The organism is Flavobacterium xizangense (assembly GCF_054075145.1).
Genome location: NZ_JBSIPG010000002.1, coordinates 812,970 through 838,150, shown reverse-complemented (window position 1 = coordinate 838,150; position 25,181 = coordinate 812,970). Strand labels below are relative to the sequence as shown.

Genomic DNA, 25,181 nt, shown 5'->3' with positions numbered 1-25,181 from the left:
TCAATGGTATGATTTTAAAATTTTATTTGCAGTTTTGAAATAAAAAAAGAGATTTATAAATTTATAAATCTCTTTTAATTTCTTCCTATTACTTGCTTTTGACGCATCTAAAACCAAGATGATTCGCTGCAGACCGAACTTCGCCTTTTCCTCTGGTCCCAACCATATATCGTGTACAATATTGATCCGTACATAAGAAAGAGCCTCCACGGTGTACCTTTTTAATTTGGCTAGGATCATTAGGATCGTTGTATGCATCTGGTCCTTGAGGGTTTTTGGCTACAGTTCCGTTTTCTGCAAGACTTTTGTAATAGTCAACGCTATACCAGTCATTTACCCATTCCCAAACATTTCCGGCCATATCATATAAGCCGTAATTATTTGGCGCATATTGTCCGGTAGGGGCGATTCCTTTAAAGCCGTCTTCACCTGTATCACCATCTTTTATTGGGAAATGCCCTTGATAAATATTAGCTTGAAATTTTCCATTTGGTTTTAATGCGTTTCCCCAAGCATAAAGATTTCCGGTTTTTCCACCTCTTGCTGCAAATTCCCATTCGGCTTCAGTTGGAAGTCTTTTTCCTGCCCATTTTGCGTAAGCGGCTGCATCTTCATATGCAATGTGTACAACAGGATATTTTTCTTTTCCTTTAATTGTGCTGTGTGGGCCATCGGGATGTTTCCAATCTGTGCCTGGCTCATAACGCCACCATTGCAGGAAGTTGTTTAAATTAACTGCCGCAGGAGTAGGGGTAAAGATTACCGATCCCGTTACTAAATCTTCTTCATTAGCAGTTGGGAATTCTTCTTTAGTGGGTTTTTGTTCAGCAACTGTTATGTATCCGGTTGCTTTTACAAATTTTTCATATTCTTCATTGGTCACTTCTGTTTGATCCATGTAATATCCGTCAACGTAAACACGATGAATAGGAGCTGCATCTTTTGTAACACCTTTTATGCTACATAAGCTTTCATCTTCAACATTTGATCCCATGGAAAATTCTCCACCCGGAATCCAAACCATTCCTTTTGGTGCTTTTCCGGCAGGTTTATATTTGTTTTCAATAGTGGGTTTAAATGCAGATGCTTCTGTAGTACTTGGAGTTTCGGCACAATCCATTGCGACTGGTTTTTCTTGCTTTGGAGCAGCTAATTTAGTGTATCCCAAGGAGGCAATCGAAATGATTAAAATAGTCAGAAGTGCAAATATCCAATAGGTTTTATTTTTCATTATAATAGTTTTTAATGCAGTGGTTGTTAATTGGGTGATAAAATTATAAAAATAACATCATAATAGTCTATTTATTTTATAGAATTTATAGATTATTTATTTTAGCTTTCTTTTTCAACCAAAACTACTTCATATTTATCTTTTCCATCAACTTGCACCGGTTGATAATAGGTTTCTCCAAATTTCACATATTTTACATCGCCAATAGTTACTTCTTCACCTCCTTCAGGTAATTTATCGACAATTGTTCCGGCTGTAGGAGCAACTACGGTGTACTTACTTCCGTCTTTTTCGTAATACGTTCCTCCGTAATAGTAATTATTTACGGTTCCCGTATTTACGGTTTCTGCGCCGCTTGGTATATTATTTACTGTTCCTCCAACAGGTGCGGGAACAGCTGTGTAGCCTCCACTTGTCGATGTATACCAAACTCCTTGATCATAATGATATTTCTGGTTTTCAACACTAACGATGATTGCTGTCGTCGCTAGGGTAGCTACGAAAAATCCCCACGGATGCCAAACAGGTCCCCAATAAAAAGGTACATAAGGACGTGGATAATAAGGGTGATAACAATTGTATCTGTATCCGCCATAAACATAAGGAGGACGAGCATACGGTCTATAGCCAGGTCTAACCACGGTGTTTCGATTGTTGCGTACGTGTATACTATTGTTGACGTTAATATTAACGTTGTTTCGGTTAATAGTATTGCCGCTTATGTTGGTATTTCGGTTTCCAGAATTGTTGATTCTGTTTCCATTATTTGAAATTCTTCCATTGACATCTTTATTACGGATATTTGAATTTGCGGTTCCGCCATTAATTCGGGTTCCGCTATTGTTTGCTCCTGGGCGGGATATGTTATTTGTTGATGGCCTTGACTGAGTTGGTCTTTGAACGGCTGGTCTTGACTGATTCATTGGTCTGGCTTCTCTGGCAGGTCTAGCTTGTCTGATTTGACCTCCACCGCCACCTGCTCCGTGAAAACCACCGCGGCCGCGTTGTGCAAAACTGTCAATTGAAATCATAAAAAGTGATCCCACGAAAAGCATACAAACCGTTTTTCTAATTGTTTTGGTTATATTTTTCATTTTCAGAGTTTTAGTTTTATAAAGTTATTAAAAAAATGATTTCTCTTTTAAAATTTAACTATAATTCAATGAAGCAAGTTTGCTGGTTATAATGAAATATCCCATTGAATCCTAAAGCGCCAGCCTTGTTCTAAAGGCAATGTTTTATCCTGAAAACTGAAATAACTGACTTCTGAAGTCAGTTTGTTTTTATGTCCACTAAAAAACCAGTTAAAAGCAATAGTTGTTTCTTCCTGCGAGTTTTGTTTGATTGAATTGTCAGGGCGATACCCAGCATGTCTGGCGGCCATTTCTAATTTTTTTGGCCACCATTCAAATACATTGCTAAAGAAATAACCTGCCTGAACATAATAGCCTCTTAATGTTGTAGTATCGTCAAAATTTAATTTATCGATAATCTTTTTTGTATGCATTTCGCTTTGCCAGGAAAAACCTCGATACATAAAAGCGCTTTCAATATTCCATTGATTTACGCGGTATTGACCGGGAGCACCATTTTCAAAACCTTCTAAAGCTCCTCCGCCCGATTGTGAAAAACGGGTATAAGGACTTCGGTTTGTTAAACCTGAGATTGCGATAATTGGTGTGGGTTTTTCGTGAAATTCCAAATCACTTCCTTCAAAATCTAAAAATCTCCCTAGAAAATTCCATTGAGCACGTCCAAAATACATTAAATTTCCGTCATCATTTGCTGTATTTCCTCGTCCGGTTCCAGTAAGTGCTGCGGCCCAATAATTAAAATCTGCAATTCCGGCGCCCTTAAGATGTCCGTAAACTTCAACTCCCATTTGCCTGTCAGCAGTAAAAGGACGGTTTATTAAAGATCGGTCAACGGTTTGCTGTTCGCCGCTGCTTATAAAACGTTCTCTTGTATATTCGACTTTCCATTGGCCGGCTTTAAAACTGAGCCATTCCCATTTTTCAACCATCAGCCTAAAATCTAATAAATTAGACTGGCTGAGTTCGTATTCCCAATAATATTTCAACCAAGGATGAAAAGCGTGTCCTCCAACTTTTAATCGGGCTCTGTTGATTTTAAAAGTTGTTTTTGCTTCCTGACTGTAATCGTCATAAGTTAGAGGATCTGTATCATTGGGAGTAGAAAATCGGAATTGGAGTCTGCTTTGTAATTGAAAAAGAAATTTATTGTCTCTGGTTCTTAGCTCGATTCCTTTGGAACCATAACTAACATTGATTAGTTTCGTTGTGTCTTTTTCTAGTTGAGCATTAGAGCAAATGGGAATGAAGAACAATAAAAATGCAGGCAGGTATTTTGTGATTTGGTTAAACATATGCTTGATTTTATTATTGATTCTTTTTTATTTATCAAATTTTTGAAATGAATATTATGGAAAAAATTTCTTCAATATTTCAAAATTAATTAGAAAAGACTTTAATAAGTTTAATATAAAGTCTGACTTTGTTTCATTTTATAACTTGAAACGTTTTATAATTTGTTTTCTATAAAAAAGCACCTTTTTAAACTATAATATTTAAATTTGCACCCGAAAACAACACAACAAAATTCTTATGTATAAATTGATAATTCGCCCGATACTTTTTTGGTTTGATCCAGAAGAAGTACATTACTTTACTTTTTCATTTGTAAAATTCATTTCAAAAATCCCAGGAGTTTCGTCAATTATAAGAGCCATTTATGAAGTAAAAGATGCTCGATTAGAGCGAGAAGTTTTCGGAATTAAATTCAAAAATCCGGTTGGACTTGCAGCAGGTTTTGATAAAGATGCGAAGCTTTATAAAGAACTTGGAGATTTTGGTTTTGGTTTTATTGAAATTGGAACTGTAACTCCGGTTGGTCAGGAAGGAAATCCTAAAAAACGTTTATTCCGCTTAAAAGAAGATCAGGCTATTATTAACCGAATGGGATTTAATAACGGCGGTGTTATTGAAGCTGTAGAACGTTTGAAAAAGAATTCAGGCGTTTTGATTGGAGGAAATATTGGAAAAAACAAAGTGACACCAAACGAAAACGCTGTCGATGATTACATCATTTGTTTTGATGCATTGTTTGATCATGTTGATTATTTTGTGGTAAATGTAAGTTCTCCAAATACCCCAAATTTAAGAGCGCTTCAAGATAAAGAACCTTTAACGGCTTTATTGCAGACATTGCAAGACAGAAATATTGAAAAGCAAAAGACAAGCACTCAAAAAATAAAACCAATTCTTTTGAAAATTGCTCCAGACTTAACAGACGAGCAATTATTAGATATTATTGATATTGTAAAAACGACTCAAATTGCGGGTGTAATTGCAACAAATACTACCATTTCAAGAGACGGTTTACAATCTGCAAATCAATCTGAAATGGGAGGTTTATCAGGAAAACCATTAACAAAACGTTCTACAGAAGTGATTCGTTTTCTTTCAGAAAAAAGCAATAAAGCATTCCCGATTATTGGAGTAGGAGGAATTCATTCAGCCGATGATGCCATCGAAAAACTAAACGCAGGAGCAAGTTTAGTGCAATTGTATACTGGTTTTATTTATGAAGGTCCAGTGCTGATAAAAGCAATCAACAAAAAAGTTTTAGGGCAATTGTAAAAGAAGCGCTTGAATAACAAGCCCAGAAACAATTGCAATTCCAAAACTTATTAAAGTTCCAATCATTACATATTCAGTAAGTTTTCTGTCTTTGGCTTCTTTTAGATCTCCAAATCTAAAAATAGATTTTGCAGCCAATAAAAATCCGATTGCTTCAAAATGATTGGTTAAGATAAAACAAACAATAAGCATACGTTCTAATATGCCAATGTAATTACCTGCATTGGCAAGCGAATTATCCTGATGGCTGTTTTGGCTTTCAGGACTCCAGATTGAAATTATCGTTTTAATAAATATTGACACTGGTTTCGTGACGAATAAAAAGCCTGTAAGCAAAATCCAAAAATTATTGTCCTGCCAAAAAGGGATGATATTTTTATTTTCATAAAGAAGTACAACAACAATTAAAACCAAAAGATGTGCAATTTGATCAACAACAAACCAAGTACGTTTGGTTTTGTTTTTCTGAAAATTCAATTTGATCAAATCGATAACCCCGTGTGTAACGACAATCAAAACAGCATAAGGTATAAAACTGATTTCTCCGGCTAAAATTGCGGCTAAAATTCCATGCAGAAGTATATGAACATACAAGTAAATGCTTTTATGTTTTTTAATCTCTTTGTCGGCAACCCATGAATTAGGTTGCCAGATAAAATCGCCTAATAAATGTGCCAAAAGTAGTTTTACGAATAAAATCATGGGGCAAATTGTTTTATTTGTGTTCTGAAATATCGATCTAAATTCATTACTAAATCAAATTGAGCGCGTTTTTGTCTGCGACTTACTGCAGCTTGATTAATGCCTAGTTTCTGTCCAAGTTCTTCCTGCGACAAACCCGGATTTTCAATTGCCAAAGCAACAAATTCTGCCGATTGTGCCAACCAGCTATCCATAAAAGTGAGCGCAAGCTGCAGCATCAAATTCATTTTTTCATCAAAAGCAAAATCGCCAGTTCGCATGGCCAAAGTTACTTTCTGTTTTTTCAAAGTTTCAAAAAGCTCACCTGAATTAATAAAAGCTGAGCCATTACTTTCGGATATTTTTTCAGCAGTATGTGTTTTATCTCCAAAACCAATACTCATACGAGCATCTGATTTTATTGTTCGCAAATGTGCTTTCACTAAAATAGCGGCTAATAAAGCATCTTCAGGATTTTTGATTTCGATTTGAAATTCATCGCCCCTGTAAATCTCCCATTCGTTTGGTGTTTTGCCAAAGGGACTAAGGATTTTTTTCAAATCTTCGACCCAATGATTTGATTTCTGCTGTCTTGAACCAATAATGTCGCCTGTAATTACACTAGTCATAACCAAATATAATTAAAAAATAATAAACTTTCTATTACAAATATAAGTAATATTTTTTATTATTACGTTTTTCGGTAATATTTTAATTTATTACACTTTTCGGTAATTTTTGAAACTATTACCACTTTAAGTAATGTGTTTTATATTAGCCTTAGAATTTATTAAGTTCTTATTTAAATGAACTTATATGACTAATATGATTAAAAAATCAATCTGGAAAAGACTATAATTTTTATTTCTTTAAAAAAGAAACTAACTTAGCATTACAAAAGAAAAAGTTTTGAATAAAGAAATCAAGATTATCGAATGTCCGCGAGATGCTATGCAAGGCATCAAGGACTTTATTCCAACAAAAAACAAGGTTACTTATATTCAGGCATTGCTTCGAGTAGGTTTTGATACTATTGATTTTGGAAGTTTTGTGTCTCCAAAAGCAATTCCGCAAATGCAGGATACAGCCGAAGTTTTGGCACAACTCGATCTTTCGCAAACTTCAAGCAAATTACTTTCTATAATTGCTAATACACAAGGTGCTGCTTTGGCTTCAGAATTTGAATCTATTCAATACTTAGGATTTCCTTTTTCGATTTCTGAAAATTTTCAGATGCGTAATACACATAAAACGATTGCCGAATCTTTAATTACATTAGAAGAAATTCTAAACATTGCTGATAAAAAAAATAAAGAAGTGGTAACCTATCTTTCAATGGGTTTTGGAAATCCTTACGGAGATCCCTGGAATGTTGAAATAGTAGGCGAGTGGACAGAAAAATTGGCTGGAATGGGCGTTAAAATCCTTTCGCTTTCAGATACCGTAGGAAGTTCAACATCAGATGTTATAACCTATCTTTTTTCCAATTTAATTCCGAAATATCCTCAAATTGAGTTCGGAGCCCATTTACATACAACTCCAGACAGCTGGTTCGAAAAAATTGATGCTGCAGCAAAAGCAGGCTGTACACGTTTTGATGGAGCGATTCAGGGATTTGGTGGTTGCCCGATGGCGACAGATAAGTTGACAGGAAACATGCCTACAGAAAAACTGATTTCTTATTTTACAGCCAATAAAAAAATAACAGGTTTAAATTCATTAAGTTTTGAAAGTGCTTATAATGAAGCTTCTAAATTGTTTGGCAAGTTTCATTAAAAAAATTCTTATATTTACTTATCAAAGCAATAAAAGCAACAGTCCCCAGTTGTTACTATTATCTTAAATTCATTCAACCATGAAATTGAATTATATCAGTAGTATCTTAAGGGTTTTCGTAGTAGCGATTTTGTTTTTATCGTGCTCAAGTCACTTAGATTTTGATCAGGTAAAGGATTTGAAATTAGAACCCGTCTATATTGCCAATCTTGCCTATTTTGATATTCCAGCAAATAAATTAGTAGCAGACGGAGGAACTCAGATTATATTTGATTCCAGAAATTTTGATATTTTTAAAAAACAGTTTCTTAGAGATTATCTAAAAAAAGCTGAATTTGATGTTGAAATTGAAAATACTATTGAACGCGGTTTTGTAGTCAACATGCTGCTTCTTAATTCTAAAAATGAAATTCTAACGACTATTTCTTTTGTTGTGCCCGCTTATAAAGGAAGTCCAAATGTTATCAAATATCCTACTGAAGTTTTTGAAAATCAAAGATTGGAACTTTTAAAACAAACCCAAAATATTGGTTTTGTTGCGCTGATGACTTCCGGAGTCCCGCTTGATGAAAACAGCCTAGGAAATCTAAAGTTAAGATCAAGTGCAACAACCTATTTTGAAATAGAAGCGAAATGAGGGTAAAATACTTAATTTTAGGACTGCTTTTTCAGTTTTCTTGTTTTTCTCAAAATAAGGAAGTTCTTTATAATTTCACATCTATTCCTCAATCTTCATTGGTGAATCCAGGTGCCGATGTTTCGTACAAATATTACTTTGGTATTCCAGTTTTGTCTGGAGTTTCAGTAAATTTAGGTTCAAGCAGTTTTTCGGCCTATGATTTATTTGCAGACAACAACGTTGATTTTAATGATAAAGTCAGAGATATTATCAATAAATCTTCCCGAAATGATAAAGTCGTTACTAATCAACAGCTTGAAGTATTTTCAGGAGGTTTCAGAGTAGGAGACAAAGAAAGCCGTTCTTATGTTTCTTTTGGAGTTTATCAGGAATTTGATTTTTTTATGTACATACCAAAAGACATAGCTTTGTTGGCTTTAGATGGAAATAAAAACTATATCGGGAAAGTTTTTCACCTTGACGATCTTAACCTGAAAGCCGAAGTGCTTTCTGTTTTTCATGTTGGCTTTCACAAAAAAATGAATGATAAATTAGTACTTGGAGGACGTGCTAAACTTTATTCCAGTGGTGCAAATGCAGTTTCTACTCATAACTCCGGTTATATATTTACAGGGCAGGAACCGGGTACGGTCAATCTTTATAACCAAATTATTTCCTCTAATTTGGAACTTAAAACATCGGGAATTTCACCTTTTACAAAAGATGAATATGAAGGAAATATTGTCAGAGACATTGCGCATAATACTTTTTTTAACGGAAGCTTAGGTTTGGGTTTAGATGCCGGCGTAACGTATTATCCGAAAGAAAATTTTCAGATTACTGCCAGTATTATTGACCTCGGATTTATAAATCAATCAAAAGATATTGAAACGCTTACTTATAAAGGAACGTATCAATATCAAGGTGCAAATCCTAATTTTTCAGGCAATGATGATCCGGAGAATGTTTTTGACGAATTCAAAAAAGCAATTCCGAGAGATACTTTATATAATAAATACACCACTTGGCGTCCGACAAAAATATATGCATCACTCCAGTATTCCTTTGGATACTTTCGTTCAGATAATGATTGCAATTGCAAGGAGAAAGTTAAAGAACGCTATCGGAATGCAGCAGGAATTCAGTTTTTTGGCATGACAGCTCCACGAGAGCCTCTCGTTGCAGTAACTGCTTTTTATAAAAGAAATATTTTTGAAAAATTAGATCTAAAAGCGACTTATACTATTGATCAATTTTCAAGCACCAATATTGGTCTTGGACTTTCAGGAACAATCTGGAAACTGAATATGTATGCTCTGGTCAATAATGTTTTGGAATATAAAGATATTTCAAAAGCTAGTAGTGCAGCATTTCAGCTTGGTATAAATTTCGTTTTTCAGGATTCAGAAGATTGATTTTTAATGCTGATAAATTAAGATTTAGGCCGTATTTATTGGTAAAATTAGAACTTGAAATTTCAAAAATTTACATTTATTTTTTGAAAGGTTTTTCCTGTAAATGCAATTTTATGAATTAGTTAGTATTCAAGTTAGCAATTTATTCACTATATTTGCACGCAATTCAACTAGAAATTGCACCATGATAGCACACAACTCCAAGATTATCGGCGAAGGTTTAACTTACGACGATGTATTATTAGTACCTAACTACTCGAATGTGCTTCCTCGCGAAGTGAGCATTAAATCAAAATTCTCAAGAAACATCACATTAAACGTTCCAATCGTATCTGCTGCTATGGATACGGTAACAGAAAGTGCAATGGCAATCGCTATGGCTCAAGAAGGCGGAATTGGTGTTTTACATAAAAATATGACTATCGAACAACAAGCAGGAAAAGTTCGAAAAGTAAAACGTGCTGAAGCAGGAATGATTATCGATCCGGTAACATTACCATTAACTTCTACTATTGCAGACGCAAAAAATGCCATGAAAGAATTCGGAATCGGTGGTATTCCTATCGTAGACGAAAACAGAATCTTAAAAGGAATTGTTACCAATCGTGACTTACGTTTCGAGAAAAATGGTGCGAGACCAATTGTTGAGGTTATGACAAGCAAAAACTTAGTTACTGTTGCTGAAGGAACTTCATTAGAACAAGCTGAAGTTGTTTTGCAAGGTCATAAAATCGAAAAATTACCAGTTGTAAATGTTCAAAATGAATTAGTAGGTTTAATTACTTTTAGAGATATTACAAAATTAACTCAAAAGCCAATCGCTAATAAAGATTCTTTTGGTCGTTTAAGAGTTGCTGCTGCAATTGGAGTTACTGGAGATGCAGTTCAAAGAGCTGAAGCTTTAGTTGCTGCTGGTGTAGATGCAATCATAATCGATACAGCACACGGACACACAGAAGGTGTGGTAAATACATTAAAAGAAGTAAAAGCAAAATTCCCTCAAATAGATGTAATTGTTGGAAATATCGCAACGCCAGAAGCTGCTAAATATTTAGTAGAAAATGGAGCAGATGGTGTAAAAGTCGGAATCGGACCTGGTTCTATCTGCACAACTCGTATCGTTGCAGGTGTTGGTTTTCCTCAATTCTCTGCAGTTCTTGAAGTTGCTGCTGCAATTAAAGGAACTGGAGTTCCAGTTATCGCTGATGGAGGAATTCGTTATACAGGAGATATTCCTAAAGCAATCGCTGCAGGTGCTGACTGTGTAATGTTAGGTTCGTTATTAGCAGGAACAAAAGAATCTCCGGGAGAAACAATTATTTTCGAAGGAAGAAAATTCAAATCATACCGCGGTATGGGTTCTGTTGAAGCGATGCAAACAGGTTCAAAAGATCGTTATTTCCAAGATGTTGAGGACGATGTTAAAAAATTAGTTCCAGAAGGAATTGTGGGTCGTGTTCCTTACAAAGGGGAATTAAACGAAAGTATGCTTCAGTTTATTGGAGGTCTTCGCGCCGGAATGGGATACTGTGGTTCAAAAGATATTCCGACTTTACAAGAAACAGGACGTTTTGTTAGAATCACATCAAGCGGAATTACTGAAAGTCATCCACATAACGTTACAATTACAAAAGAAGCTCCAAATTATTCTAGATAATCAATGAATCTGCAGTTCAAGTTAAAAGATATTCTTGAAGTTGATTTGTATTATGGTTTTTATGATATTTATGTTTTAGGAGGTTTCGATGTTCAGGTGAATGATGATTTTTTTGTTGAAATACTTGATCTAAAAACAAACGAATCAATTCTTTTAACTGAGAAAAGTTTTAAAACTAGAGATTATAAAAACGGAAAAAGAGCTGTGAAGTTTTTTAGTTTTCAAATAACTGAAAAGTCGAAGTATAAAATTTCAGTTCATAATTATGAAGATATGGCTGTGTTTAATTCCATGATTGGAAATAATCCTTTAAGTATTTTAAAATTATTAAAAAAGCTTTACGGAATAAAAAGGAAGCAAGTCGAGTTAGATGAAATAGAAATATTAATCAATTGATTAAAGCAAAAGGCGTAAGATTTATTTTTTACGCCTTTTTGTTTTATTTTAAATCTACTAAGTTGTTCCATACTTGCTAAATTTAGCATTCCATCCATCTTCTGAATAAGACTCTCCATGAATGCCATCACTAATTTCAAAAATGTTTTGTTCATTTACGATGATCTGAATATTGTTCTCAAAATCTGCTAATTCTTGTAATGCAAAAAGAAAATCATGAATTCCTGCATCGATGCTTTTAATAACTAATTCTTTAATTATCTCTTTTTGAGGATCGGTAAATTGGTTAAGTGCAGATAGTAATTTTAAGTTGGAAGAAGCTTTTGATCTATTTTTTAAAAGAGTTTCAGCATTCGCAATTCCTTTATCTCTTAGATTTTTGACTAAAAATTCTCCAAAAACTTCTAATGATTCTTTTGATTTCATGATCATTTTTTGTAATTATAATCTTTCAAAGATATTTAAAAAAAAGCTAAAACGATTAAATCGTGTTAGCTTTTATATGATAAGATTTACAATGTATTTTTAGGTTCAGCTTCTCTAAGTTTTTGATTTTCTAATATTTGAGGTAAAAACGGTTTTACTTGACTTTCAATTTCTGATTCTGAAATATCCAAGGCTTTTGGATCAGAGGCTAATTGCAACCACGGTTTCGGTCCATCAAAATTATAATTTCCAAAAACGATAACGGGCGTTCCTTTGACTTTTACATTTTCTTCGTCTTTCAAAATCCATTCATCTGCAAATTTGTAAAGATATCTAGCATCTTTTTCTAATAATCTTAAGCAAGAATGTGAAGCCGGATAACCCGGTAATTCATATTGGTGAAAACCTACTCCGAGTTTATTTTCAATATTAAAGTTCCATTTCAAGTCCCATTCGTCATTAAAAGTACTTGTTGTTTTTTCTGCTTTCCAATTCGTAAAAAACAATCCGGTTGGAGTTGGATCTTTTTTTCTTCCCATATTGGTTGGGCCGGTATAAACCAATTCGCCGTTTTCATAAGCAGCAAAAGTTTGAGTCGGATAAGAAAAAAGAATAATTTTCGAAACCTCTTCTAAAGCTGAAACATGTAGTGGAAACGGAAGATAGTAAACCAAATCACCACTAAAATCTGCTGGAATTACAACAGAATCCAGTTTTTTGAAATTCGTTTTGTCAGTTCGGTTTAAAGCGTAAACAATATCCATTTTACTACTGTCAGCTTCATTTAATTTTAGCCATTCTTTTGTATTTTGAATTTGATATGAAACAGATGATTCTGGTTTCTTATATTCTATTTTCTTTACTGCTTTTTTATTCTCTGTTAGGTTTACAGTTTCGCTTTTTTTGCAAGAACCTAACAAAACCAACATCAATATAAGTAGGGCATTTGCTGAATAATATAACTTTTTCATAGGTCTTATTTTTATGAAAATAAAGTTACAAATCAAACAGTGATATCGCTTTACATAATTATTTGAATTGGTTTCGGGATTTACATTTTACTTTTATAGATTTAAAATATGTATATAATTTTAAAATCATTACATTCCGAATATATACTTTTTGAAAAAATTGACCTTGACTAATATTTTATATAAAATTATAAATAGAACTTCAAGAATAATTGTTAATATGTAAAATTTCATTAAAAATTTTGTTCCTATTAAATATGTAGAAATTAAGATTGGTAAAACATGCCATAGATAGAGACCTAGGGAGTTTATTCCTAGCCATTGAATGGATTTAGATTCAAATAAAGAATCTTTTATAGCGAGTTTTAAGCAAAGATTCAAAATAAAAAAATTCAATAAAAAGAAATTTAGAATTGATAATATCAAAATATTATTAAAAAATAAATAAACAACTATGCCTAGAAAAATAAATGGTAGTATAATTTCAATTAACCTTGGTTTTCTTAGGGTTTTATTTCTATAAATATTTCCAATAAGAAAAAATACATAAAAATAAGGTCTGAAGGTTGGTATGAGAATTGAAAATATTTTATTAAAAAAAGAAATATGTATATAGATTAAAGGATATTGATATAAAGTCATGAAGATTATTGATATCAAAATTCCCAAAATCAATATAATATTATAATTTTTGAAAAGTTTTTTTAAAAACCATGTTAATAGTATCCAGCTTAAAAAACCAGGAATAAACCATAAATGATAGAATGGTGGAAGAATAAAATTTTTAAATTTTGTAATAGAAAGTAAATCAGTTCCTAAAATGCACGATATTATATAATAAGATATCACCGCAATAATCCATGGTAATATTATTCTTAAAAAGTATTTTTTAAAGAGATCGTTAATACTTAATTGTGAAATTGTATTAATATTTAGGAGATATCCAGATATTCCAATAAATAGTGGCATATGAAAACTATAGATTAGAGTTCGCCAAATTGATTCACTTAATCCTCCCTGAATTATATGGCCCGCCATTACTAATATAATTAGTATGCCTTTTAATAAATCAATATTCTTAAATCTTGTATTTTTTTCTCCCACTGGAATAAGTTTTGGTGAGCTTAATTAAAGGATACAAATCTAAATCAATCCTTTAATCTTAGCATGTTGCAACAACATAATTGTTTTGGCATCTGTAATTTCTCGCGATTCAATCATAGCATATGCCTGATCAAAAGTAAATTCTAAAACTTCAATATTTTCCTGTTCAGTATCAAGTCCGCCGCCTTCGCTTACTTTCATGCTCTCGTCATATTCGCCAACAAAAAGATATAAAATTTCAGTTACGGCACCTGGCGACATATAGGTTTCAAAAACTTTTTGAACTTTAGAAATACGATAACCGGTTTCTTCTTCAGTTTCGCGAATGATTGCAGTTTCGGGATTGTCTTTATCTAAAAGTCCAGCACAAACCTCAATCATCATTCCAGTTTTATTTCCGTTTAGAAAACTCGGCAGACGAAATTGGCGTGTTAAAATAACTGTTTTTTTTGTTGAATTATAAAGTAAAATTCCAGCTCCATTCCCTCGATCATATACTTCACGCGTATGTGTTTGTGGAGCTTCGTTTTCTTTTTGATAGCTGAATGTGACTTTGTTTAAAATATACCAATTGTCTGATAGCAAAGAAGTTTCTGTAATTTTGATTTCTGGATTTTTCATAAGGCGAATAAATTTATATAAAAAAACGCTCTGAAAATCAGAGCGTTTAAAATGTATTATTTTGTTATTGTTTGCTTTCTATCTGGTCCAACCGATACAATTTTGATTGGCACTTCGATTTCTTTCTCAATAAACTCGATATATTCTTTTAGCTCAATTGGCAATTGATCGTAAGTTGTTAATCCAGTTAAGTCTTGTTTCCATCCTTTGAATTCTTTGTAAACCGGAGTAACGTTTTCTGGTTCAATGTTGTATGGGAAGTGAGAAATGTTTTGTCCTTTATAGTTGTATTCCGTACAAACTTTTAAAGTTTCAAAACCAGAAAGTACATCACCTTTCATCATCATTAACTGAGTAACTCCGTTAACTTGTACAGCATATTTTAAAGCTACAAGATCTAACCATCCGCAACGTCTTTGTCTTCCTGTTACCGATCCAAATTCGTTTCCAACTCTTGCCATTGTAGCACCAACTTCGTCAAAAAGTTCAGTTGGGAAAGGTCCGCTACCAACACGAGTAACGTAAGCTTTGAAAATTCCGTAAACTTCTTTGATTTTGTTAGGAGCAATTCCTAAACCTGTACAAGCTCCTGCTGCAGTAGTGTTTGACGAAGTTACGAAAGGATAAGTTCCGAAATCAACATCTAATAAAGATCCCTGAGCACCTTCGCAAAGAATAGATTTACCCGCTTTTTGAGCTTGGTGCATGTATTCTTCACTGTCAATGAAATCTAATTTTTTTAATTCTTCAATAGCTTCGAAGAATTCTTTTTCTAATTCTGTTAAATTGTATTGAATGTTAACATCATAAAAAGCAATCATAGCTTCGTGCTTGTCAGCCAATGCTCTGTAACGTTCTTTAAAATCTTCTAATTCAATATCTCCAACACGTAAACCATTTCTACCCGTTTTGTCCATGTAAGTTGGTCCAATTCCTTTTAGAGTAGAACCAATTTTTGCTTTTCCTTTTGAAGCTTCAGAAGCTGCGTCAAGTAAACGGTGTGTTGGTAAAATTAAGTGTGCTTTTCTGGAAATGATTAATTTGCTTTTAATATCAAAATTGAATTTTTCTAAACCTTCGATTTCTTTTTGAAAAACTACAGGATCAATTACAACTCCATTTCCGATGATATTTACTGAATTTTTATGAAAAATTCCAGAAGGAATAGTTCTAAGTACGTGTTTAATTCCATCAAATTCTAATGTATGTCCTGCATTTGGTCCTCCTTGAAAACGTGCAATAATATCATAATTTGAGGTAAGTACGTCAACAATTTTTCCTTTACCTTCATCTCCCCATTGTAATCCTAGTAATAAATCTACCGTCATTCTGTTTTAATTTGCGTTGGGACAAACCGAATTGTCCTACTGATTAATGTAGTTAATTTTCTTTTTTTATTTTTTTAATAATTCCTTTCTGGATTATTGTTTTTGCTTTTTGTTTCCGTAGAAATACAATGAATGATTCGTAATTTCGATATCAAATATTTCTTCGATTGTTTTTTTGATGGTCTGAATTCTTGGATCGCAAAATTCAATAACTTCTCCAGAATCAGTCATGATAATGTGATCATGCTGTTTGTCAAAATACGATTTTTCGTAGTAGGCCTGATTTTGTCCAAATTGATGTTTTCTAACCAAAGCGCAGTCTAACAATAACTCGATCGTGTTGTATAGCGTAGCTCTACTCACACGATAGTTTTTGTTTTTCATTTTGATATATAAATTTTCAATATCAAAATGCTCTTCGCTATCGTAAATTTCCTGTAGTATAGCATAACGCTCAGGAGTTTTGCGATGCCCTTTTTGTTCAAGATACATTGTAAAAACATTTTTTACAATTTCTTGATTCTTAGTGTTGTCAGTTGAAATGAGTGTCATATCCGGCAAAGATAATTTTTTATTTTTAATCAATAAAAGTTTAAGCTTTAAAGTTTAACGTTCAAAATCATATCAAAGCAGTAAAAACGTAATAATTACAGGGTTTAGCAGTTGTATGTTTTGGAGAATCTAAAAAAGCTTAATTAACATAAATATTTTTAATTGCAATAAAATTAACAAATTTCTATTTGTTTTTTGTCATGTACATGTACCAGTTCCATTCCCAAGTTTTTCCGTTATCATCAGACATTGCCTGACTCCAGATTGGATTGTCTTTATCTCTGGCATCCCAGCGAAAAACCTGAATCACATTTTTTCCTTCATAAATATCTTTCGAAAAAAAATGACCAATATTATTTTCGAATGAACCCACAACAGGTTTGTCTAAAACGCCAGTATTTGAATCGGACCAATAAATGCTCCATAATCTGGTTTTTGGATTAAATAATCGAACTGTCATTCCTTCAAAAGGTTCACCGTCAAAAGTGGCCAGGAAATTATCGATATTTCCAATTCCATTCAGGATTTTATACATTTCCTGAGTCGAGGGAAATTCGATCCATTCGGTACAATTTGCAAATCTTTGTTTTAATTTTTTATTTCGAATGAAAGACTTTCCCTGAAAAAAATCAAAATCATCTTTTGAAGAGGATTCAGAAGCGATAATAATAAGTTCACCATTTTCATCAAAATGTATTTCGGGAATTTCTAGGTTTTCATTTTCCATAAAAAATATTTAAATAGTCAAAGGATGGTATTCTTTTGACTTTAAGACTTTAAACTTTTGACTTATTTAAGTTCGATATTCTCTTGTTACTTTATCAACTCCGTCTATTTTTTTGATAGCACTGATCATTTTTTTCAAAATGGTATTGTTTTTAACAATTACCGCAACCTGTCCGTGAAAAATTCCAGCATCGGTACTTAACGAAATGCTTTGAATATTCACGTTCATATTGTTGGAAATTACTTTTGTTAATTGATTTGTAAGTCCTAAAACGTCCATTCCGGTAATATTGATAATGGCTTTGAATTCTTCCTGAGAAGAGTCAATCCATTTGGCGCTCATGATTCGGTATGCATAATTAGACTGCATTCCAATAGCGTTTGGACAATCTTTTTTATGCACTTTTATTCCTTCGTTAATGGTAACAAAACCAAAAACGTCATCTCCGGGAATTGGGTTACAACATTGCGAAAGTTTATAATCCAACTTGTCATGCTCTGTTCCAAAAACCAGCATATCATAATTACTGCTGATAACAGGTTTGTGAATATCCTCGTCTGCAGTATCTTTATTTCTTTTGATTTTATTTTTGAAGAAATTGATAAATGAATTGCTTTTCTGAGCCGCATAATCTTTTAATTGCTGATTTTCGATGGCTCCAATTCCAACTCTGTAAAATAAATCTAAGCTTGTTTTTAATTTGAAAAAGTTAACTAACTCGTTTGTAACTTGTTCGTTTAGTGTGACTTTTAAATGTTTTAATTTTCGGGTAAGAAGTTCTTTTCCTTCTTCACCAATTTTTTTCGTGTTCTCGTTAAGAACGTTTTTGATTTTGTTTTTGGCACGCGAAGTCGTTACATATTCAAGCCAGTTTACAGTTGGTTTTTGACTTGCCGATGTAATTACTTCAACCTGATCACCACTTTTTAATTCGTGGTTTAATGGAACCAAACGCCCATTGACGCGCGTTCCTCTTGTTTTAATTCCAATTTCAGAGTGAATGCTAAATGCAAAATCTAATGAAGTTGCGCCTTTCGGAAGCGATTTTATTTCTCCTTTTGGTGTAAAGACAAAGATTTCTTTTGAATATAAATTCATTTTGAAATCCTCAACAAAATCTACTGCGTTAGTTTCAGGATTTTCCAATGCTTCGCGAAGTAAATTCAGCCAAGTGTCCAATCCGCTTTCTTCCGTAGCGCCATTTTTATATTTGTAATGAGCTGCATAACCTTTTTCAGCAATTTCATCCATTCGCTCGCTTCGAACCTGAACCTCGACCCAGCGTCCTTTTGGCCCCATCACGGTAATGTGAAGTGCTTCATAACCAGTTGATTTTGGCGATGAAATCCAGTCACGCAAACGGCTCGGACTTGGTCTGTAATGATCTGTTACAATCGAATAAATTTTCCAGGCGATAAATTTCTCGTCGTGAGGGTCTGATTTATAGACAATTCGAAGTGCGAATTTGTCATATACTTCGTCAAAACTCACATTTTGAGCACGCATTTTTCTGCGAATCGAATAAATAGATTTTGGACGGCCTTTTATGATATAGTCAATATTTTCAACATCCAGCGATTTTTTCAAAACATCTGAAATATCTTTAATGTAGGCATCCTGTTCCTCTTTTGTTTCTCTGATTTTGCTTACAATGTCATTGTAAATAGCTGGTTCAGTATATTTTAATCCTAAATCTTCTAGTTTTGTTTTGATATTGTAAAGTCCTAAACGATGGGCAAGGGGCGCATAAATATAAAGCGTTTCCGAAGCAATTTTCGTTTGTTTATATTCAGCCATCGAATCCATGGTTTGCATATTATGAAGTCTGTCAGCCAGTTTTATCAAAATGACACGCACATCATCGTTCAGGGTCAGGATCATTTTTCTAAAATTCTCGGCTTGCATTGAAGCATTTAAATCCTTTTGGACCAAAGAAATTTTAGTTAAACCTTCCACTAATTGAGCTACTTTTGGGTTAAATAATCGCTCAATTTCCTGTACTGTCATGGGTGTGTCTTCGACAACATCGTGCAATAAAGCCGCGGCAATAGAGGTCGCTCCCAGACCAATTTCTGAGGCAACAATTTTTGCAACTGCAATAGGATGAAAGATATACGCTTCTCCTGATTTGCGTCTTTGTTCTTTATGAGCATCAACAGCAACGTCAAAAGCTTTCCGAATTAGTTTTTTATCGGCTGGGGTTAAAGTCTGATAACTTATTCGAAGTAATTCCTTGTATTCCTGCGCAATCGCTTTGTTTTCTTTCTCAATATCTATTTCTATCATAACGGCATATTCAAGTACTAAAAATACGCATTAGTTTGAATATACGCAAGGCTTTAAATTGTTGATTTTAGAAAGGAACTATTTTGTTTCAGGTTTCAGGTTTCAAGTTTTTAACGATCGTTTTAAGTCTCATTTTTTAACCTGAAACCTGAAACCTGAAACAAAAATCACTCTTTAGAAAAATCCAAGTCCTGAAAATCATAGCTAAAATCAGTCAGTTCAGAGATTGGAAGCATTTTTAGATTAGTAACTTTTCCGCTTTCATCATATTTGAAGAGTAAATGAGCATCGGCATGGAAAAAAGCGTTGTTCCATTTTACAACATAATTTCCATCTTTATAAAAAGAAACTTCGCCTGCCAATTGCGGAGAGCGTTTAGAGGCAAAATATAATTTTCCTTTTTTCTCTGTAATCGTGATTTCTCCAAACCAATTGTCTTTATAAGTCCCAACAATTTTAGAAAAATCAGTTTTTATTTTATCTTTTTTATTCTTAGCAACAACTGCCCAAACTTCGTCTGTAACTTTATCTGCCTTTTCTTCATTGGCCTTCATTCTGTTACTGTAAACAGTCACATAATCATCAGATTTTATGCCTAAATAACTGTCTTTTATCGTATTTGTAATCGCATTAAAAGCAGCTCCAGACTGCTGATTCGTTAAAACAATAATTCCCAAACCAATTTCTGGAATCAAGGTTGTCTGCGTCACATTTCCTTCTAAACCTCCTGTGTGAGATGCTTGTTTGTATCCTTTTACATCGCTTAAAAACCAGCCTAATCCGTAACCTGAAAAATGAGTATTGTATGGTGGTCTGGTTTTAGCAGGAATAATGGTTTGTAGTTGCCACATTTCATCATGCTCTTTTTCAGAAAATAATTGTTTATTATCGCCATATTTTCCGTTGTTAATTTGTAAAATAGCCCATTTACTTAAATCATTTACACTTGAGTAAATTCCGGCCGCGCCATCAAAAAGCTGGTTTTCGTAACGTTTTATAGTTTTTAGTTTTCTATCAATTGGGACGTGTGGTGTAATTACATTTGAAGTATCCTTTAAACGTTTTATTGAAGCCACACTGTTATTCATTTCCAAAGGCTTCATGATGCGTTCTTCGACAAAATCTGCCCAGGTTTTTCCGCTTACAACATGAACAATTTCGCCAGCAATAATGTACATCAAATTATCATAATCATATTTGGTTCTAAAGCTCGAAACAGGCTTCAAGTAACGTAAATTATGCACGATATCTTTTGCTGTAAAATCACTGCCGTCTGGCCAGATCATCAAATCTCCGGCACCAAGACCAAGTCCGCTTCTATGAGTTAATAAGTCACGAATCGTGAATTCATTTGTTACATAATCGTCATTCATTTTAAAATCAGGAAGATATTTTATCACTTTATCATCCCATTTTATTTTGCCTTCATCTACCAACATTGCCAATGCGGCACTGGTAAATGCCTTACTGTTTGATGCAATTCCGAAAAGTGTATTAGCATCTACTTTTTGTTGCGTTACGATCGATTTTACGCCATATCCTTTAGCCAGAACTACTTTTCCATCTTTTACAATAGCAACTGAAATTCCGGGAACGTCAAATGCTTTCATCGTTCGTTCTACTAAATTGTCAACTTCCTGATTGGTAATTTGTGCGAAAGTTGTGAAACTGAATACAAGTGCTAAAAACGATAATTTATACTTCATAACTTGGTAGTTTAAGATTATTTAAATTCTCTTTGGCGTTTGGCTTCAAAAATCAAAATTGCAGCTGCTACAGAAACATTCATGCTGTCAATTTCTCCCTGCATCGGGATGATGATATTTTGTGTTGCGGCGTCACGCCATATCTGGGTCAAGCCTGTTGCTTCTGTTCCAACAACCAAAGCGGTTGGTGTGGTGAAATTTTGAGTATGGTAGAAAGTCGAATTTTGTAAAGTTGCGCTATAGAAATTGATCTCTTTTTCCTTTAAAAATGCAATGATTTCTTCTGATGTTCCGGTTGCAATTTGATTGGTGAAAAGACACCCAACGCTGGAACGCACAATATTCGGGTTGTATAAATCACTTTTTGGATTGGCGATTAAAACGGCATCTAAATTAGCTGCATCAGCAGTTCGCAATACAGCACCTATATTTCCTGGTTTTTCCAAAGATTCAACAACTAAAATCAATGGATTATCAGATAATTTTAAATCAGATAATTTTAGGGATTTGGTTTTGGCTACAGCCAAAATACCTTCGGTTGTATCGCGATAAGCCAGTTTTTGATAAACTTCTTTATTGATTTCGATTAGTTGAAACGGAGGAGAAATCAGTTTATTTATTTCTGTTTCAGAAACCAATTCAGGTAAAAATAAAACCATTTCAATTTCGTAATCGCCTTTTATGGCTAATGAAATTTCGCGTAATCCTTCAATCAAAAATGTGCCGGTTTGTTTTCTAGCTTTGGATTTTTCCTGAAGCAAAACAAGCGATTTTATAAACGGATTTTGAACTGAAGTGATTTGTTTCATTTTTTTGAGCGACTTAGATTCTAAGGCGCTAAGGTACTGAGATTTTTTTTAAAGTTCCAAAGCTTCAGAACAGCAAAGGTTTTTCTGCCACGAATTCACGAATTGATTTTATAATTCGTGAATTGCTTCGCCTATTCGGGTCGTGGCTAAAAAAAGAACTATTTCTCAAAAACTTCTTTTACCTCTTCATTAACAGGATGATCCGTTTTGAAATCATATCCCATCAATTTTGCTAATGTTTGCGCAAATTGCTTTTGATACAGCTGTGATTCGGTTTTGATTTCGCCTTTTGGAGCAATATCTGGTCCTATTGTTGCGAACCAAATTTGCGATGCACCTTCGACATCAGAACCGTGATCTGTCCACTGTTTTTTTATTTTATCGCCTCGACCGTGATCAACTGTGATAAATAAAGTAGTTTTATTTTTGTATTGAGGATCGTTTTGCACAAAATTCCAGATTTCCTGAATCCATTTATCAACTTGGTTTGCGGCATCAAGATACGAACGATATTCAGCATGATGTGCCCATTCATCTGTTTCTCCGTAGGCAATATAAAGTACTTTTGGTTTTTTCGTTTTAAGTTCATCCATTGCCTGATAATGTGTGAAAACATCCAGACATTCATCTTCGTGAAATGGCTTATACGAGTTGTCGCGCATTTCGTTTAATAATTTTTGAGATGAAGTTGGCTTACTTCCGCCCACTTTATCAAATGCCGAAATTACCGGAAACCCACTTCTTTCTTCGTTTAAAATTCGGTCAAAAGCATCCCAGGCACCAAATGCGGCAACTTTTCCTTTAAGTTTGGATTGTTTGTTTAAAAATTCCAAAACATTCACATTTGGATTTGCTTTATAACCGTTTGAGTTGACTTTAATATCTACATTTCCAGTCATAATTTCACTATAACCTGGATAACTAAACCAATACGGATTGGCAACATCGACTTTATTTCCTAGATCTCGATTGCCATAAATTTGCCCTTTGGAAGCAATTTCAGACCAGAAAAAAGGCATTAGTTTTTTGCGTGCTTCTTTGATTTCGGCACTTCCATATTTTTTATAAATGTAAGCGCTGTCTCCCTGATTGAATTTTTTGTCATTGGCAATCGCCGGATCTAATCCTTTGAAAACTTCCTGCCATCTAAATCCGTCAGTAGTAATTATGATAATGTTTTCTGTTTTTTGTGCAAAAGATTTACAGCTTACTATAATGAACAGAATTAAGATTGCTTTTTTCATTTTTTATTAGTTTGAAATTACATTGATTAGGTGTAAATTTTATTTCAAAACTAATTAATTTAATGAAACAAATTTTACAGGATAACGTAATGTAACTATAAATTAATAGAAGGTAGAGTTAGATAAAAATAAAGAGATATAAAATTTTAATTTTATGTTGTGATATTTACTTTTTAATTTCTAAAGTTTTAATTTTTTTTTCTAATTGAAGAATTTCATGTTGCTGTTTTTCAATTGTTAACTGTTGTTTGTCAGCTTTTATTTTTTTTTCATCTTTTAATATAAGACAATAAAAATAGAGAACAATTAATCCAAGTGAAAGACCTATTTGTTCCCAATAGCTTACTTTCTCAAAATAATTGATTGCTTCTTTTAAAAAGATCATGGATAATATTAATGAGCTACAAAAAAGAGCTAAACCAAAAAATAATATCAAAAGATATTTAATATAGTATTGTAAATTCCTCTTTTCATTTTTAGTTGAAGAGTGCCAATTTGTATTTTTATAGAAGTAATTTACAAAAAAAAACAAACCTGTAACTAATCCAATTTTTGAAAGAAATTCATAATCCATTTTAGATTTTTTAATATTAAAAATTTACAAAATCCCTCTCGCTTTAATTTCCAAATACTTATTAATAGCATCCAAAGTAAGATTTTCAGGCTGCGTTAAAACCGAATGAATTCCGTACTTTTTAAGTTCATTTGCGATTAATCGTTTTTCGAACATGAATTTTTCAGCAATTACTTTGTCATAAACTTCCTGAATGGTATCTGTTTTTTTGTTGATGATCGAATTCAATTCTGTATTCTGAAAGAAAACAACAACTAACAAATGGTTTTTTGCAATTCCTTTTAAATAAGGTAATTGACGATTTAAACCATCCATCGTTTCAAAGTTTGTATAGAGAATGATTAAACTTCTTTGATTTATATTTTTCTTGATATCAACATACAAACGACTATAATCACTTTCGAAAAAATCGGTTTTGATGTTGTATAAAGTTTCAAGGATTTTTTGCATTTGCGATCCTCTTTTTTCTGCAAAAACGCGATTTTCTACTTTTTTAGAAAAAGAAAAAAGTCCGGCTTTATCCTGTTTTTTCAGAATCACGTTCGACAAAACCAAGGTTGAATTGATGGCATAATCCAGCAAACTTAATCCGTCAAAAGGCATTTGCATCACGCGACCTTTATCAATTGCCATATAAACCGATTGCGATTTTTCATCCTGAAACTGATTGACCATCAAAGCGTTTTTCTTTGCTGTCGCTTTCCAGTTTATAGTTCTTAAATCATCGCCCTGAACATATTCTTTAATTTGCTCAAACTCCATTGTATGACCAATTCTGCGGATTTTCTTGATTCCGTATTGAAATAAATTATTCGAAAACGCCAATAAATCGTATTTTCTTAATTGAATATAAGAAGGATACGTTGGCACCATTTGATCGTTATTAAATATAAATCTTCGCGAAATTAATCGCAAAGGCGAAGAAACATAAATATTTAAATAGCCAAAATAATATTCCCCACGTTCGGTTGGACGTAAATCATAACCGATTTCTTTTTGTTCTGAAGCTTTTAAAGCTTTAATAATTTTGAAATCACGAACCTGAAACTGAAACGGAATTTCATCAATTATTTTTACCGAAACCGAAAAGGTATAATGATTTTTCAGCACAAGATTTATAGGATTTAAATCTCCATTTGATAATTTCTCGGGAGTAATTCGGTTTGCTTCAAATCCAGTTTTGGTCAGGTATAAAAGCAAAATATCTAAACCCAAAAAAGTAATCAAAATCAAAACGCCAAACCAAACCGCATCGTAAATATTCGGAAAAATAAAAGCACAAACAAATAGTCCTACAATGCCAGCAAGCACGTAGAAAAAGAAGTTGTTGAGATATAAACTTTTTATAAACTTCATTTTTTTTAGTTTTCAGTCACAGTTTTCAGTCACAGTTTTCAGT

24 protein-coding genes are annotated in these 25,181 nt (G+C 33.2%); 6 read left to right on the top strand and 18 right to left on the bottom strand.

Annotation, left to right across the window (positions count from 1 at the left end; genetic code table 11):
• Window positions 1-88 precede the first annotated feature (88 nt).
• From ACWA1B_RS09250 to ACWA1B_RS09240, 3 genes are all read right to left on the bottom strand, one after another.
• The gene (locus ACWA1B_RS09250; protein WP_456906171.1) at window positions 89-1,231 is read right to left on the bottom strand and encodes a formylglycine-generating enzyme family protein; all 1,143 of its coding nucleotides are present in this window, start codon (window positions 1,229-1,231) and stop codon (window positions 89-91) included.
• 101 nt (window positions 1,232-1,332) lie between these two features.
• The gene (locus ACWA1B_RS09245; RefSeq protein WP_456906169.1) at window positions 1,333-2,325 is read right to left on the bottom strand and encodes a DUF6515 family protein; all 993 of its coding nucleotides are present in this window, start codon (window positions 2,323-2,325) and stop codon (window positions 1,333-1,335) included.
• Between the two features lie 86 nt (window positions 2,326-2,411).
• Window positions 2,412-3,617: an OprO/OprP family phosphate-selective porin gene (locus tag ACWA1B_RS09240; RefSeq protein ID WP_456906167.1), complete on the bottom strand. Its 1,206-nt coding sequence runs from the start codon at window positions 3,615-3,617 to the stop codon at window positions 2,412-2,414.
• 238 nt (window positions 3,618-3,855) lie between these two features.
• Between ACWA1B_RS09240 and ACWA1B_RS09235 the strand changes: the two genes are divergently transcribed.
• Window positions 3,856-4,890, top strand: a complete 1,035-nt coding sequence (locus tag ACWA1B_RS09235; RefSeq protein ID WP_456906165.1) for a quinone-dependent dihydroorotate dehydrogenase — start codon at window positions 3,856-3,858, stop codon at window positions 4,888-4,890.
• Here the strand turns inward: ACWA1B_RS09235 and ACWA1B_RS09230 are convergent.
• Together ACWA1B_RS09230 and ACWA1B_RS09225 are read right to left on the bottom strand one after the other, a co-directional pair.
• Complete coding sequence (locus ACWA1B_RS09230) at window positions 4,876-5,592, bottom strand: DUF3307 domain-containing protein (RefSeq protein WP_456906163.1); 717 nt, start codon at window positions 5,590-5,592, stop codon at window positions 4,876-4,878. The two genes, ACWA1B_RS09235 and ACWA1B_RS09230, sit on opposite strands and share 15 nt — an antisense overlap.
• The gene (locus ACWA1B_RS09225; protein WP_456906161.1) at window positions 5,589-6,200 is read right to left on the bottom strand and encodes a winged helix-turn-helix transcriptional regulator; all 612 of its coding nucleotides are present in this window, start codon (window positions 6,198-6,200) and stop codon (window positions 5,589-5,591) included. The genes ACWA1B_RS09230 and ACWA1B_RS09225 overlap by 4 nt, the downstream gene beginning before the upstream one ends.
• 280 nt (window positions 6,201-6,480) lie before the next feature.
• Here ACWA1B_RS09225 and ACWA1B_RS09220 point away from each other — a divergent pair, with 280 nt between their 5' ends.
• The 5 genes from ACWA1B_RS09220 (at window position 6,481) to ACWA1B_RS09200 (ending at window position 11,434) form a co-directional block, all read left to right on the top strand.
• Entirely contained in the window at window positions 6,481-7,347 is an 867-nt protein-coding gene (locus ACWA1B_RS09220; RefSeq protein ID WP_456906159.1) for a beta/alpha barrel domain-containing protein, read from the top strand.
• 79 nt (window positions 7,348-7,426) lie between these two features.
• Complete coding sequence (locus tag ACWA1B_RS09215) at window positions 7,427-7,984, top strand: hypothetical protein (RefSeq protein WP_456906157.1); 558 nt, start codon at window positions 7,427-7,429, stop codon at window positions 7,982-7,984.
• On the top strand, window positions 7,981-9,381 hold the full coding sequence (locus ACWA1B_RS09210) for a DUF5723 family protein (protein WP_456906155.1): 1,401 nt from the start codon (window positions 7,981-7,983) through the stop codon (window positions 9,379-9,381). Before ACWA1B_RS09215 ends, ACWA1B_RS09210 begins: the two co-directional genes overlap by 4 nt.
• A 184-nt stretch (window positions 9,382-9,565) precedes the next feature.
• On the top strand, window positions 9,566-11,038 hold the full coding sequence (gene guaB, locus ACWA1B_RS09205; RefSeq protein WP_456906153.1) for an IMP dehydrogenase: 1,473 nt from the start codon (window positions 9,566-9,568) through the stop codon (window positions 11,036-11,038).
• 3 nt (window positions 11,039-11,041) lie between these two features.
• Window positions 11,042-11,434: a hypothetical protein gene (locus ACWA1B_RS09200; protein ID WP_456906151.1), complete on the top strand. Its 393-nt coding sequence runs from the start codon at window positions 11,042-11,044 to the stop codon at window positions 11,432-11,434.
• A gap of 57 nt (window positions 11,435-11,491) precedes the next feature.
• Here ACWA1B_RS09200 and ACWA1B_RS09195 read toward each other — a convergent pair whose 3' ends face one another.
• From ACWA1B_RS09195 to ACWA1B_RS09135, 13 genes are all read right to left on the bottom strand, one after another.
• Entirely contained in the window at window positions 11,492-11,860 is a 369-nt protein-coding gene (locus tag ACWA1B_RS09195; protein ID WP_456906149.1) for a DUF6547 family protein, read from the bottom strand.
• An 86-nt stretch (window positions 11,861-11,946) separates the two neighbouring features.
• Window positions 11,947-12,831, bottom strand: a complete 885-nt coding sequence (locus tag ACWA1B_RS09190) for a L,D-transpeptidase (protein ID WP_456906147.1) — start codon at window positions 12,829-12,831, stop codon at window positions 11,947-11,949.
• A 129-nt stretch (window positions 12,832-12,960) separates the two neighbouring features.
• On the bottom strand, window positions 12,961-13,935 hold the full coding sequence (locus tag ACWA1B_RS09185; RefSeq protein ID WP_456906145.1) for an acyltransferase family protein: 975 nt from the start codon (window positions 13,933-13,935) through the stop codon (window positions 12,961-12,963).
• A gap of 39 nt (window positions 13,936-13,974) precedes the next feature.
• The gene (locus ACWA1B_RS09180) at window positions 13,975-14,556 is read right to left on the bottom strand and encodes an NUDIX domain-containing protein (RefSeq protein WP_456906143.1); all 582 of its coding nucleotides are present in this window, start codon (window positions 14,554-14,556) and stop codon (window positions 13,975-13,977) included.
• Between the two features lie 56 nt (window positions 14,557-14,612).
• A complete protein-coding gene (locus tag ACWA1B_RS09175) occupies window positions 14,613-15,884 on the bottom strand; it encodes an adenylosuccinate synthase (RefSeq protein WP_456906141.1) in 1,272 nt (423 codons plus the stop codon).
• Between the two features lie 93 nt (window positions 15,885-15,977).
• Window positions 15,978-16,436, bottom strand: a complete 459-nt coding sequence (locus ACWA1B_RS09170) for a Fur family transcriptional regulator (protein ID WP_026981862.1) — start codon at window positions 16,434-16,436, stop codon at window positions 15,978-15,980.
• Window positions 16,437-16,620: 184 nt separating this feature from the next.
• The gene (locus ACWA1B_RS09165) at window positions 16,621-17,163 is read right to left on the bottom strand and encodes a hypothetical protein (RefSeq protein WP_456906138.1); all 543 of its coding nucleotides are present in this window, start codon (window positions 17,161-17,163) and stop codon (window positions 16,621-16,623) included.
• Window positions 17,164-17,229: 66 nt separating this feature from the next.
• Window positions 17,230-19,449: a RelA/SpoT family protein gene (locus ACWA1B_RS09160; RefSeq protein ID WP_142449723.1), complete on the bottom strand. Its 2,220-nt coding sequence runs from the start codon at window positions 19,447-19,449 to the stop codon at window positions 17,230-17,232.
• Between the two features lie 167 nt (window positions 19,450-19,616).
• Window positions 19,617-21,155, bottom strand: coding sequence for a serine hydrolase (locus tag ACWA1B_RS09155; RefSeq protein WP_456906136.1), 1,539 nt, complete (start codon window positions 21,153-21,155; stop codon window positions 19,617-19,619).
• Window positions 21,156-21,172: 17 nt separating this feature from the next.
• Complete coding sequence (locus tag ACWA1B_RS09150; protein ID WP_456906134.1) at window positions 21,173-21,964, bottom strand: TrmH family RNA methyltransferase; 792 nt, start codon at window positions 21,962-21,964, stop codon at window positions 21,173-21,175.
• 158 nt (window positions 21,965-22,122) lie between these two features.
• On the bottom strand, window positions 22,123-23,208 hold the full coding sequence (locus ACWA1B_RS09145; RefSeq protein ID WP_456906132.1) for a phosphoglyceromutase: 1,086 nt from the start codon (window positions 23,206-23,208) through the stop codon (window positions 22,123-22,125).
• A gap of 166 nt (window positions 23,209-23,374) precedes the next feature.
• On the bottom strand, window positions 23,375-23,782 hold the full coding sequence (locus ACWA1B_RS09140) for a hypothetical protein (RefSeq protein WP_456906130.1): 408 nt from the start codon (window positions 23,780-23,782) through the stop codon (window positions 23,375-23,377).
• A 24-nt stretch (window positions 23,783-23,806) separates the two neighbouring features.
• A complete protein-coding gene (locus ACWA1B_RS09135) occupies window positions 23,807-25,138 on the bottom strand; it encodes a DUF58 domain-containing protein (protein WP_456906128.1) in 1,332 nt (443 codons plus the stop codon).
• Between the last annotated feature and the right edge of the window lie 43 nt (window positions 25,139-25,181).